Origin of the sequence: Kordiimonas marina, assembly GCF_023006325.1 — a bacterium.
GTDB lineage: Bacteria > Pseudomonadota > Alphaproteobacteria > Sphingomonadales > Kordiimonadaceae > Kordiimonas > Kordiimonas marina.
In genome coordinates this window covers 144,041-157,133 of record NZ_JAINDF010000005.1, presented here as the reverse complement: position 1 = coordinate 157,133, position 13,093 = coordinate 144,041, and the positions used below count along the sequence as shown (strand labels likewise).

The 13,093-nt window shown below is 62.1% G+C and carries 7 protein-coding genes; 6 read left to right on the top strand and 1 reads right to left on the bottom strand.

Annotated elements, in window-relative coordinates:
• Nucleotides 1–99 precede the first annotated feature (99 nt).
• Entirely contained in the window at nucleotides 100–1,524 is a 1,425-nt protein-coding gene (locus K6118_RS12575; protein WP_247120715.1) for a sigma-54-dependent transcriptional regulator, read from the top strand.
• A gap of 29 nt (nucleotides 1,525–1,553) precedes the next feature.
• Here K6118_RS12575 and K6118_RS12570 read toward each other — a convergent pair whose 3' ends face one another.
• Nucleotides 1,554–3,857 (bottom strand): NADP-dependent malic enzyme, encoded by a 2,304-nt coding sequence (locus K6118_RS12570; protein WP_247120714.1) that lies wholly within the window; start codon nucleotides 3,855–3,857, stop codon nucleotides 1,554–1,556.
• Between the two features lie 148 nt (nucleotides 3,858–4,005).
• Here K6118_RS12570 and mutS point away from each other — a divergent pair, with 148 nt between their 5' ends.
• The 5 genes from mutS to K6118_RS12545 all read left to right on the top strand — a co-directional run bounded on the left by mutS (nucleotide 4,006) and on the right by K6118_RS12545 (nucleotide 12,960).
• Entirely contained in the window at nucleotides 4,006–6,768 is a 2,763-nt protein-coding gene (gene mutS, locus K6118_RS12565) for a DNA mismatch repair protein MutS (RefSeq protein ID WP_247120713.1), read from the top strand.
• Between the two features lie 20 nt (nucleotides 6,769–6,788).
• Nucleotides 6,789–9,554 carry a [protein-PII] uridylyltransferase gene (locus tag K6118_RS12560; protein WP_247120712.1) on the top strand — a complete coding sequence of 922 codons (2,766 nt, stop codon included), beginning with the start codon at nucleotides 6,789–6,791 and terminating at the stop codon, nucleotides 9,552–9,554.
• Entirely contained in the window at nucleotides 9,551–11,116 is a 1,566-nt protein-coding gene (gene murJ, locus K6118_RS12555; RefSeq protein ID WP_247120711.1) for a murein biosynthesis integral membrane protein MurJ, read from the top strand. Before K6118_RS12560 ends, murJ begins: the two co-directional genes overlap by 4 nt.
• Nucleotides 11,117–11,215: 99 nt before the next feature.
• Nucleotides 11,216–12,214 carry a tryptophan--tRNA ligase gene (trpS, locus tag K6118_RS12550; RefSeq protein ID WP_247120710.1) on the top strand — a complete coding sequence of 333 codons (999 nt, stop codon included), beginning with the start codon at nucleotides 11,216–11,218 and terminating at the stop codon, nucleotides 12,212–12,214.
• A 134-nt stretch (nucleotides 12,215–12,348) separates the two neighbouring features.
• Nucleotides 12,349–12,960: a DUF4136 domain-containing protein gene (locus tag K6118_RS12545; protein WP_247120709.1), complete on the top strand. Its 612-nt coding sequence runs from the start codon at nucleotides 12,349–12,351 to the stop codon at nucleotides 12,958–12,960.
• The last annotated feature ends 133 nt before the right edge of the window (nucleotides 12,961–13,093 follow it).

Here is a 13,093-nt window from a genome sequence, read left to right as displayed (position 1 = left end):
AATCAATCATGAGTAAACTTCTAGAATTTTCTTAAAATCACAAGCGCTTGTGATACTTGGTAATTTTCGGTACCTATGGAGGGGTAAGAGGGGGTGACGATGGCCGAAGAAGAGGCAAACATCCTGATCGTGGAGGACAGCCCGACCATGGCGCTGACCTACCGTGAATATCTGCGCCCCGCCGGCTATGACGTCCATATCGCCGAAACCGGCATGGCGGCGCTTGAGGCTATCGAGGCCCTCAACCCCGCGGTTATCCTGCTTGATCTCAAACTCCCTGACATGGACGGGCTTGAAATTCTCAAGAAACTGTCAGGCGACCATCACCGCGCGCGGGTGATCGTCATCACCGCGCACGGCTCGGTTAAAACCGCGGTTGACGCCATGCGTGAGGGCGCGGCCGACTTCCTCCTCAAGCCCTTCACCGCCGAACGGCTGACCACCACGGTCAAAAACGCGCTGGAGATTTTCCGGCTTGAAAGCATCGTCGAACAGTTTGCCGGGCGGAAAGCCAAAAAATTCGGCCGCTTCATCGGCGACAGCCCGGCCATGCAGGCGGTCTACCGCATGATCGAGGACAGCGCCGCTTCACGGGCATCGGTTTTCATCATGGGGCCATCGGGCACCGGTAAGGAACTATGCGCGGAGGCGCTCCATCAGCTGAGCCCACGCCGGAGCAAGCGATTCGTCGCCATCAACTGCGCCGCGATCCCGGCGAACCTGATGGAAAGCGAGATTTTCGGCCACAAGAAAGGCGCCTTCACCGGCGCCACTTCGGACCGGGACGGCGCCGCGGTCACCGCCGACGGCGGCACGCTGTTCCTCGATGAAATCTGCGAAATGCCGCTTGACTTGCAGGCCAAGCTCCTGCGCTTCATCCAGACAGGCCATGTGGTACCCGTGGGCAGCAACGAAGCCCGGCATGTGGATGTGCGCTTCGTCTGCGCCACCAACCGTATCCCGTGGGAAGAGGTGGAAGCCGGCCGTTTCCGCGAAGACCTATATTACCGCCTGCATGTGGTGCCGATCCATGTGCCGCCCCTCAAGGACCGCGGCACCGACGTGCTGCTGATCGCCCGTGAGCTTCTGAAGCATTATGCCGAGGAAGAGGAGAAAACCTTCGACACCATCGCGCCGGAGGCGGAGGAGCGGCTTCTGGCCCACAGCTGGCCCGGCAACGTGCGGGAACTCGGCAACGTGATCCAGAGCGCCGTGGTTCTCAATGACGGGCCGGTGCTGACGACGGAAATGCTGCAGGCGCTTATCGGCCCCGTGCGCAACCGGCGGCTTGGCACCACCATGGCAAATGGCGCCCCCCTCCCGGCAGGTACTCCGGCCCCCACCGAAGCGCCGCCCCTCGAAGATGGGACGATCGAACCGCTGGAGCTTGCCGAACGCAAGCTGATCGAACGCGCGGTGCGGCTCTCGGGCGGCAAGGTGCGACTCGCCGCCGAGAAACTCGGCGTTAATGCGTCCACGCTCTACCGGAAAATGAAAAACTGGTCCGACCAGCCCGAAGGCTGACCGGACGAATATTCCTGAAACAGAATCGGTTATTTCTTGGCTTTGGCGCCGTCGTTGCGGTCCTGCTCAAGCGCGAAGGCGGTGGCTGCCGCCAGGCCCGCCATGTTGACGAGGTCGGACGCCGTTGCCGTCATGCGCGCCACCTGGATCGAATGGCTCATGCCCAGAAGCATTGGGCCGATCACCCGGCCGCCGCCCAGCTCGGCCAGCAACTTGTAGCTGATGTTGGCGCTGTGGAGCGCGGGCATAACCAGCACGTTCGCCGGGCCTGAAAGCCGCATGAACGGATAGAGGCTCATCAGGTCCCGGTTCAAGGCCACATCGGCCTGCATTTCACCGTCGAATTCGAAATCGACGCCGCGTTCATCGAGGATCGACACCGCATCCTGAACATGTTTGGTCAGGTCCGACGGCGGGTTGCCGAAGTTCGAGAAAGACAGGAAGGCCACGCGCGGGTCATGGCCGAGCCGCTTGACAAAATGCGCTGCGCTTTCGGCGATCGCCGCCAAGTCGTCAGCCGACGGGCGTTCATTGACCGTGGTATCGGCGATGAACACCGTCCGCGCCTTGGTGACCACGATCGACATGCCGAACGGGCGGTGGCCCGGCAGCGGGTCTACCACCCGGCGGATGTTTTTAAGTGCGCGCCAATAGTGACGGGTGACACCGGTGACCATGGCATCGGCCTCGCCGGTCGCGACCATACAGGCCGAGAAGACGTTCCGGTCCCGTTTGACCAGACGCTGCACATCCCGAAGCAGGAAACCACGGCGATTCAGGCGTTCATAGAGATAGTCAACATAAGCGCTGGTGCTTTCGGTATTAGCAGCGTTCTTGATTTCGAACAGGCTATCATCGACCCCCATTTCACGCAGCTTTTCACGGATCGGCGCTTCATAGCCGACCAGCACCGGAATGCCGTAGCCGGCGTTCTGGAAGCTGACCGCAGCGCGCAGGACCTTTTCTTCCTCGGCTTCGGCAAACACCACGCGCTTGGCCGGGCGGCGCTTCAGTTCCTCGAACATGACGCTCAGCGTGTCAGCGGTCGGGTCCAGCCGGCTGGCGAGTTCGGTTTCATAGGCTTCCATGTCGGCGATCGGCTTGCGTGCGACGCCGGTTTCCATCGCCGCCTTGGCCACCGCCATCGGGATACGGCGAATGAGGCGCGGGTCGAACGGTGCCGGGATGATATAGTCCGGGCCGTAATGCGGATGAGCGCCACCATAGGCAACCGCCACTTCCTCCGGCACGTCTTCGCGCGCCAGCTCGGCGAGCGCGCGGGCGGCGGCGATCTTCATCTCTTCATTGATGGTGCGGGCGCGGACGTCCAGGGCCCCGCGGAAGATATAGGGAAAGCCAAGCACGTTGTTGACCTGGTTCGGATAGTCCGACCGGCCGGTGGCGATGATGGCGTCGGAGCGCACCTCAAGAACGTCCTCCGGGGTGATTTCCGGGTCAGGATTGGCCATGGCGAAGATGATCGGCTTCGGCGCCATCGAGGCAACCATTTCCTTGGTGATCGCACCGGCGGCTGCAAGGCCAAGTACGATGTCTGCACCCTTCATGGCTTCTTCAAGCGTCCGCGCATCGGTATTGATGGCGTGGGCCGACTTCCACTGGTTCATACCTTCTTCGCGGCCGGTATAGATAACACCGGTGCGGTCGACCATGGTGACATTCTCATGCGGCAGGCCCATGGCTTTCATCAGCTCGACACAGGCGATGCAGGCAGCGCCCGCACCGAGCGCCACCATCTTGGTGGTTTTGATGTCGCGGCCCGTGAGGTCGAGCGCGTTGATGAAGCCGGCAGCGGAAATGATCGCGGTGCCGTGCTGGTCATCATGGAACACCGGAATATCCATCAGCTCACGCAGGCGCTGCTCGATAATGAAGCAGGCCGGGGCACCGATGTCTTCCAGGTTGATGCCGCCGAAGCTGGGGCCGAGATATTTGACGCAGTTGACGAATTCGTCGATGTCCTCGGTATCGACCTCAAGGTCGATCGAATCCACATCGGCGAAGCGCTTGAACAGGACCGACTTGCCCTCCATCACCGGCTTCGCGGCCGCCGCACCCAGGTTCCCGAGACCCAGGATCGCTGTCCCGTTCGAGATAACCCCCACCAGGTTGCCCTTGGTCGTATAGTCGTAGGCCGTGTCCGGGTCCGCCGCAATTTCACGGACCGGCACTGCCACGCCCGGGCTGTAGGCAAGGCTGAGGTCGCGCTGCGTTGCCATCGGCTTGGACGGCACGATTTCCAGCTTCCCGGGGCGCCCGGAGGAATGGAACCGCAGGGCCTCGGCATCCGTGAACTTGGTGGATTTGGTCGACATGGGGGATTCCTGTGTTCTTGGTCTGGCGATGACGGATAGAATGCTCTAAAAGCTGAGACATTCCTGCCTGTTTCTATCGCCACTTTTTATGATGGCATAAAATGGCAGACAAATTAAATCGGTCAATAGTAAGGATTAGGGTTCATTCATGGAAGGCAGTACGGTTTCAGGCGCGAAGAAGCAAGAAAATTGCGGCGACGACCGTCCGGTTCAGGCCGAGAATAAGTGGGCGCTGGCCGCCCGCGACCCCGGCGTCACGCCCATGATGGTGCAATATCTGGAAATCAAAGCCGACTATCCCGATTGCCTGCTGTTCTACCGCATGGGCGATTTTTACGAGATGTTCTTCGAGGACGCGGAAAAGGCCTCCGAAGCGCTCGACATCACGCTCACCAAACGCGGCAAGCACGCGGGCGACGATATCCCCATGTGCGGCGTGCCGGTCCATGCCTCGGAAATGTATCTGTCGCGCCTGATCCGCAAAAGCTTCAAGGTCGCGGTGTGCGAACAGACGGAAGACCCGGCCGAAGCCAAGAAACGCGGCTCCAAATCCGTCGTCCGGCGTGAGGTGATCCGGCTTGTCACCCCCGGCACCATCACCGAAGAAAACCTGCTGGATGCCAGAAGCCACAACTATCTGGTCGCCCTCGGCCGTGCACAGAACGACCTATCGCTCGCGGTCGCCGAAATGTCGACAGGCGAGTTTTTCATCCTGCCGACCAAGGCAGGCAGGCTGGATGCCGACCTCGCCCGCCTGAGCCCAGGGGAGCTTCTGGTCCCCACCGACCTCCTGAATGACGAGACAGTCGCCAGCGCCCTGTTCGACTGGCGCTCGGTCACCAGCCCGATGGAAAGCCACCGGTTCGACAGTGGCGCGGGTACGCGTCGGCTTGAAGAGCTGTTCGATGTCGCCACGCTGGACGGCTTCGCCAATTTCAGCCGCGCCGACCTGGCCGCTGCGGGCGCGCTGGTCGACTATCTTGAAGACACGCAGAAGGGCAAGCTGCCCCGGCTGTATCCGCCGCGCCGTCAGGCCGAGGGCGGCACCATGATGATCGATGCCGCCACGCGCCGCAGCCTGGAACTGACGCGCACCCAGCGCGGGGAAGCTGCGGGCACGCTCCTGTCCGTCATCGACCGCACGGTCACCGGCGCGGGCGCCCGGCTTCTGGCCAAACGGCTCGCCGCCCCGCTCACCGACCCCGTGCGCATCAACGAACGGCTGGACGCTGTCGGCTTCATGCTGGAGACCCCACACCTCCGCGCCGATATCCGCGCCGCGCTCAAGGCCGCGCCAGACATGGAGCGCGCGCTGGCGCGGCTTGTGCTCGGCCGCGGCGGGCCCCGGGACCTAGCCGCCATCCGGCTCGGGCTTGAAGCCGCCACCACAGTCCGGCGGTTTCTCTCCACGCCACAGGGCACGTTTGAAGACATGCCGATGCAGGTGTCGGACGCCGCCGAAGACCTGGGCGACCATGCCGAACTGATCGGTGAGCTGACCGCGGCCCTCACCGAGGAACCGCCGCTGCTGACGCGCGATGGCGGGTTTATCGCGCAGGGCTATCATGCCGCGCTTGATGAATTCCGCATGCTCCGGGACGAAAGCCGCCGCCTGATCGCTGGTCTTGAAGGCAACTATCAGACCCAAACGGGGATTGGTGCGCTCAAGATCCGGCACAATAATGTCATCGGCTATCATGTCGACGTGTCGGCCAAGCAGGCGGACAAGCTGATGGCGCCGCCGATGAATGAAACCTTCATCCACCGCCAGACGCTGGCTAACTCCGTGCGTTTCTCAACCTCGGAACTGTCGAAGCTCGCCGGTAAAATCTCCGAAGCGGCCGACCGGGCGCTCGCGCTTGAGCAGGAACTGTTCACCATGCTGGCCGGGCGGGTTCTAGCCCAGTCGGAAGCCATTTCGCTGGCCGCCGAAGCGCTGGCCGCGCTCGATGTCGCCACCTCGCTTGCGACACTCGCCGAAAGCGACCGCTACTGCCGCCCCGAAGTGGACGACAGCCTCGGGTTTGATATCAAAGCTGGCCGCCACCCGGTGGTGGAGAAAGCCCTGCAGGCCGAAAGCGACGGTGCCTTCGTCGCCAACGATTGCGACCTCGGCCCCGACGACCGCCTGTGGCTGATCACCGGCCCCAACATGGCGGGTAAAAGTACGTTCCTCAGGCAAAACGCCCTGATCGCCGTCCTCGCCCAGATGGGCAGCTTCGTGCCTGCGGATGAGGCGCATATCGGCGTGGTCGACCGTTTGTTCAGCCGTGTTGGCGCCTCCGACGACCTGGCGCACGGCCGCTCCACCTTCATGGTCGAGATGGTCGAAACCGCCGCGATCCTCAACCAGGCGGGGCCCAAGTCCCTGGTGATCCTCGATGAGATCGGCCGCGGCACCGCGACCTATGACGGCCTGTCTATCGCCTGGGCGGCGGTGGAGCATCTCCATAATATCAACCAGTCACGCGCGCTGTTTGCCACCCACTATCATGAGCTGACCGCCCTTCGGGAGACGCTCGAGTCCGTATCGCTGCGCTCGATGAAAGTGCGCGAATGGAAGGGTGACGTCGTGTTCCTGCATGAAGTTGCCGCCGGGGCCGCGGACCGGTCCTACGGCATCCAGGTCGCCAAGCTCGCGGGCCTGCCCACGCCGGTGATCCGCAGGGCGCGCGCGGTGCTCGACCATCTGGAGACCAGCGACAAAGGGGGTAAGGCGCAAGGCCTGATCGACGACTTGCCGCTTTTCCAGACCACCCCAGTTTCAGAAGCAAGTCCCGCCTGGCATGAGCCCACAGGGCCATCCGCGGTGGAGGAGGAGCTGGGCGCCATCAACCCTGACGAACTGACCCCGAGGGAAGCGCTCGATATACTTTATGCGCTCAAACAGACGCTGGCCGACAATAGCTAACGCAGGAGCATGAGCCCCAGATGAGCACCATCCGCAACCGCCGTGACATTATCAACCGCAAGAAGCTTGTGGTCGCGCTCGAGGCCATGGTGGCGGAAAAGCCGGAAAGCGAATGGCGACAGGGGCTTGTTGTGCTTCTCAAGGAAGCGCACCAGCACGGCTGGAACGAAGTGAAACGCCGCTTCATGGACGAGGCGGAGAACGGCCGCACCGCCGCACGGTCGATCTGCTTCCTGATGGATCAGCTTCTGCGCACGCTGTATGATTTCGTCACCGGACATGTCTATCCGCTGGCGAACCCGACCGCCTCAGAAAGGCTGTGCGTGGTGGCCACAGGCGGGTACGGCCGCGGCGAACTGGCACCTTTTTCCGACGTCGACCTCCTGTTCCTCATCCCCTACAAGTCGACGCCCTGGGCTGAGAATGTCGTCGAATATATGCTGTATGTCCTGTGGGACCTGGGGCTGAAGGTCGGCCACGCCACCCGGACACCGGAAGAATGCACCCGCCTGGCGAAAGAAGACCTCACCATCCGCACCGCGCTTCTGGAAGCCCGCTACCTGTGGGGCGATGAAGCCCTCTTTGACAAGGCGGCCAAGCGCTTCGTCCGCCGCGTGGTCGCCACCACCGGCCCGGAATTCGTCGACCTGAAACTTGAGGAACGCGACAACCGCCACCAGAAACTGGGCGACAGCCGTTATGTGGTCGAACCCAACATCAAGGAAGGCAAAGGTGGCCTCCGGGACCTGCAGACCATGTGGTGGATCGCCCGCTATCTGTATGGCACCAGCATGGACCGCGACCAGGCCGTTGAACAGGACATCCTGACCCCGGCGGAGAACCGTCAGTTCAAGAAAGCCCAAAGCTTCCTCTGGACCGTGCGGGTGGCGCTGCACTTTATCTCCGGCCGCGCCGAGGAACGCCTGACCTTCGACGCCCAGCGCCAATTGGCAGAATTGCTGCACTATAAGGACCATCCGGGCGCCAGCGGGGTCGAGCGCTTCATGAAGCACTATTTCCTCGTCGCCAAACAGGTGGGGGACCTCACGCGCATCTTCTGCGCGGTCCTCGAAGCACGGCAGAAAAAGACCGGCTTCATCGCCCGCTTCCGCCGCACGAAAAAGCTGCAGGAATTTGCGCTTGAAAGCAATCGGCTGACCTTCATGGCCGAAACCGACGTGAAGGAAAACCCGGCCCTGATGGTGCGCATCTTCCGGGTGGCCGACGAACGGGGGCTCGATATTCACCCCGATGCGCTGCGCCTGATTAAGCACAACCTGTCCCGCATCACCGATAAGGTGCGGCGCGACGAACAGGCCAACGAGGATTTCCTCGCCGTCCTCTGTTCCACGAACGAAGCCGAGATCAACCTCCGCCGCATGAATGAGGCCGGAGTTTTCGGTCGCTTCGTACCCGATTTCGGCCGCGTCGTCGCCCAGATGCAGTATGACATGTACCACCATTATACGGTGGACGAGCACACCATCCACGCCATCGGCCTCCTGGCGAAAATCGAAGCCGGGGAACTGGCGGCGGACCACCCGCTGTCGACCGACATCATCCAGAAGGTCGTATCGCGCCGGGTCCTCTATGTCGCTGTGCTGTTGCACGATATCGCCAAAGGCCGCGGCGGTGACCATTCGGTCCTCGGGGCCGAGGTCGCGCATACGCTGTGTCCGCGCTTCGGCCTGAAGCCCGCGGAGACAGAAACCGTGGCCTGGCTTGTGCGCTGGCATCTTTTGATGAGCAACACCGCCTTCAAGCGTGACCTTTCGGACCATAAAACCATCCTGGACTTCTGCGAGCTGGTCAAAAGCCCGGAACGCCTGCGCCTCCTGCTGATGCTGACAGTAGTGGATATCCGCGCGGTCGGCCCCGGCATCTGGAACGGCTGGAAAGGCCAGCTCCTCAGAGAGCTTTATTACGCCGCCGAGGAGGTACTGCTGGTCGGCCACGCCAGCGTCGGCCGCAACGAGCGCGTGCGCGCCAAGCAGGACGCGCTCAGGAAGGTGCTGCCCAAATGGAACGACAAGGCGTTCCAGAAACATGTGGCGCGCATGAATGATGCCTACTGGATCGCGGAATCGGCCGACACGCTGAAGCAGAATGCCGAGCTGATGTACAAGACCGACGAGGCGGGAGACCCCTTGGGCGTTGCGGCCCGGGTCGAACAGTTCCAGTCCATGACCAAGGTTGCCGTCTATACCGGGGACCACCCAGGCCTGTTTGCCCGCATCGTCGGCGCGCTCGGGGTCGCGGGGGCCTCGATCATGGAAGCCAAGATCCACACGTCATCCGACGGCATGGCGATGGATAACTTCACCGTGCAGGACATGGACGGCCAGGCGTTCGACAGCCGCCGCGCGCTCGACAAGCTCGAACACACGATCCTCGAGACCCTGATGGGCAACGTGCGCCCCAAGGAACGGCTGAAGGAAAAGCGTATCTTCGGCAACAAGGACGCCGCGTTCGAGGTGGAACCGGTCGTGCTCATCGACAACAAGGCCTCGAACCGCTCAACCGTTATCGAGGTGAACGCCAAGGACCGGCCCGGCCTCCTGTATGACATGGCCTATGCGCTGTACCGCCTTAAACTGTCCATCTTCTCGGCGCATGTTGCCACCTTCGGCGAACGCGCCATCGACGTCTTTTACGTCCGTGACCTGGTGGGGCAGAAAGTGAGCAACAAGGTGCGCCTGAGGAATATCGAGGACAAGCTTTTGAAAGCCGCCAAGGGCGAGCCGATCTTCTCGAAACAGAACCGCCACGTGGAGACAACCGAGTGAGCCTCGCGAAACGCCTGTCCGCCGTCGGCGGGCTCACCATGCTGAGCCGCGTGCTCGGCCTGACCCGCGATTTGCTCATCGCCCGCTTCCTCGGCGCCGGCATGGCCGCCGACGCCTTCTTCATCGCCTTCAAGCTGCCGAATTTTTTCCGCCGCCTGTTCGCGGAAGGCGCTTTCACGGTCGGCTTCGTGCCGCTGTTCGCCCGCGCGCTCGGCAAGGACATCACGCCCGAAAGCCAGGCTGCGGCAGAAGCCTTCGCCGCCCGGGTACTGGCCTGGTTCCTGCCCGTTCTTTTGATCTTCCTTCTGATCATGGAAGCGGCGATGGTGCCTGTGATGCTCGGCCTCACCGGCGGGTTCGAGGGCGACGCTGTCAAATTCAGCCTGGCGGTGGAGCTGGGGCGCTACACCTTCCCCTATCTGGTGCTGATCTCGCTCGCCGCCTTCCTTGGCGGCATACTCAACGCCTATGAACGCTTTTCTGCCGCGGCCTTCGTGCCCGTGCTTCTCAATATTTTCCTGATCAGCGCCATGCTTCTCGGCGCAGGGGACACGCTCCGGGTCGCGCGCTACCTCGCGGCCGCCGTGTCGCTGTCCGGTCTCGCGCAGTTCCTGTGGCTCTATGTCGCCGTTCGCCGCGCGGGTGTGAGCCTCCGGCTACCGTTCCCGAAGCTGACTGACGACGTGAAGGACCTGTTGCGCGTGATCGGCCCGGCTGCCATCGGCGCGGGCGTGATGCAGATCAACCTGCTGATCGACACGCTGATCGCCGCGCGCATGTTGCCTGAAGGCTCGGTATCCTGGCTTTTCTATGCCGACCGGCTGAACCAGCTGCCGCTCGGTGTGATTGGTGTCGCGGTCGGGACCGTGCTGCTGCCCAGCATCTCCCGCCTGCTGGCAGGGGGAGACGCAGCCGGCGCCAACCGCCAGCAAAACCGTGCGCTTGAGTTTTCGCTTCTGCTGACCCTGCCTGCCGCGGGGGCGCTTGCCGCCGTATCGCTGCCGATCATTTCCAGCATTTTCGAACGCGCCGCCTTCGCGCACAGCGACAGTATCGCGACCGCCGCCGCGCTATCCGCCTATGCGCTCGGCCTACCGGCTTACGTGATCGCAAAAGCACTCGCGCCAGGCTATTTCGCCCGCAAGGACACGGTCACGCCGGTCAAGTTCGCGACCGTATCGCTCATCCTCAACACCACGCTCAACCTGATCCTGATCCGTACCATGGCGCATGTGGGCCTGGCAGCGGCCACCGCGATTGCCGCCTGGGTCAATGTCTTCCTGCTGTACCGTGGCCTCAGGGTTCGCGGCCATATTGCGCTCGAGCGCCGTACCGTTGTCCGGGTGCTGAAATTCCTGGCGTCGACGGTGGTCATGGCGGTCGCGGTCGGGCTTGCCGCCCGGCACTTCAGCGCTGCGTTCTTGGCTGATGGCCCCACCCGCCTGATGGCCTTGGCGGCGCTTGTGGTTTTCGGCGCCGGGATCTATTTCATCCTCCTTCTCCTCCTGCGCGCCATGCCGCTCTCCGACCTTCGGGGTTTCATCAGCCGCAAACGCGCGTGAAGCCGAGGTTTCATGCGGGCTTGACCGGCTCCTTTCCGCTTGTCATAACGCGGCAGGGCAATAATGCCCTTCATCACTTTTATCGAATGGAGAATTTGGGTGACTAATCGCGTATTTTCGGGCGCCCAGCCCTCAGGGAACATGCATCTTGGGAACTATCTCGGTGCGTTCCGGAACTGGGCCCGGTTGCAGGACGATTACGAGTGCATTTATTGCGTCGTCGACATGCACGCGATTACCGTCTGGCAAAGCCCCCAGGATCTCATCAATCAGACCCGTGAAGCCACCGCCGCCTATATCGCCGCCGGCGTCGACCCGAAGAAATCGATCCTGTTCAACCAGAGCCGGGTCCCGGGCCATGCCGAACTGGCCTGGATTTTCAACTGCGTTGCCCGCTTGGGCTGGCTCAATCGCATGACCCAGTTCAAGGACAAGGTCGGCAAGAACCGCGAGAACGCCTCCGTGGGCCTCTATGTCTATCCGGACCTGATGGCGGCGGACATCCTCCTTTACAAGGCCACGCATGTGCCGGTGGGCGAGGACCAGAAACAGCATCTGGAACTCACCCGTGACATCGCGCAGAAGTTCAACAACGACTATGGTGTTGAGCTGTTCCCGTTGACGGAGCCGCTGATCCTGGGTGAAGGCGCCCGGGTGATGAGCCTGAGGAACGGCAACCAGAAAATGTCCAAGTCCGATCCGTCGGAATATAGCCGCATCAACCTCAATGACGACGCCGACACCATCGCGCTCAAGATCCGCAAAGCCAAGACCGACCCGGAACCGCTGCCCGGCAAGGCCGCAGACCTTGGTGACCGGGCTGAAGCCAAGAACCTTGTCGGTATCTATGCCGCGCTTGCGGACATGAGCCGTGACGCCGTTTGTGCCGAGTTCGAAGGCAAGGGCTTTGGCGATTTCAAGAAAGCGCTTACCGACCTCGCGGTCGCCAATCTGGCACCGATCACCGAGGAAATGGCACGGCTTGAAAAAGACCCGGCCTATATCGACAGCGTCCTCAAGGAAGGCGGCGAACGTGCGAACGCCATCGCCGAACCGATCTTGAGCGAAGTCAAACAAGTGGTCGGCTTTTTGTCTTAAGGTGTTCAGACTGCGTTCAGGCTGATAGCGTTAGCCTGATACAGAAATGGGGGAAGGCCCAAAGCCTTCCCCGGCTCTTCCCGGACCTTGCGGCAAGGATATGCCAGCGGGCCGTGTGATCGTGAGAGGACACTATGCCGAAACTTTTGAACCGTATCGTGCTGATCGCAGCCCTCACCATGCTGAGCGCCTGCGCGAGCACCTTCCGAAGCGATGTGACCACCTTCATCTCCGAACCCGTTCCGACCGCTGGCAAGGTGGCGGTGATCCCGATGGATGAGAAGAAGCGCGACAGCCTCGAGTACCGCGACTATGCCGCCATCATCGGCAGCAAGCTTGCCACGCTGGGCTATACCCAGGCCGGCAACGACAAGCCGGACCTGATCGTCGGTTTCGATGTTCTGATCAACGACGGCCGGGAAAAGATTGAAACCCGCCCGACCGCGCACGCCTCCTTCTACTGGACCAGTGGCTGGTACTGGGGCCGTTTCTGGGGCCCGTATCCAGCTGACCCCTTCTGGCATGACACCGACCTTGTTGCCCGTACGGTCTATAACGTCATGCTGAAGATGGAAGTGCGCAAGCCGAACGGCGACCTGATCTATGAAGGCCGTGCCGAGTCGGAAGTTCGCTCCCGCGTGCTGCCGGAGCTGGTGCCCAAACTGGCCGAAGCCCTGTTCAAGGACTTCCCGGGCGAAAACGGCAAAACCAAACGCGTCGTCATCGACCTCGACAAGAAAAAATAAGTCAGCTGAACGCTGAAACCCCCAAGGAAAAGGCGCCCCACAAGGCGCCTTTTTCATATCCAGCACCTTCTTCACCGTCTGCCAGCGGCAAGCTTCCCTTGCCCCAGCGTCGAGGCTTCCCTCTATGTCCCGC

What these genes read in the sequence shown, in the direction of transcription:
- K6118_RS12575 (WP_247120715.1), top strand. Translation starts at nt 100, where the DNA reads ATGGCCGAAGAAGAGGCAAACATCCTGATCGTGGAGGACAGCCCGACC.
- K6118_RS12570 (WP_247120714.1), bottom strand. Translation starts at nt 3,857, where the DNA reads ATGTCGACCAAATCCACCAAGTTCACGGATGCCGAGGCCCTGCGGTTC.
- mutS (WP_247120713.1), top strand. Translation starts at nt 4,006, where the DNA reads ATGGAAGGCAGTACGGTTTCAGGCGCGAAGAAGCAAGAAAATTGCGGC.
- K6118_RS12560 (WP_247120712.1), top strand. Translation starts at nt 6,789, where the DNA reads ATGAGCACCATCCGCAACCGCCGTGACATTATCAACCGCAAGAAGCTT.
- K6118_RS12545 (WP_247120709.1), top strand. Translation starts at nt 12,349, where the DNA reads ATGCCGAAACTTTTGAACCGTATCGTGCTGATCGCAGCCCTCACCATG.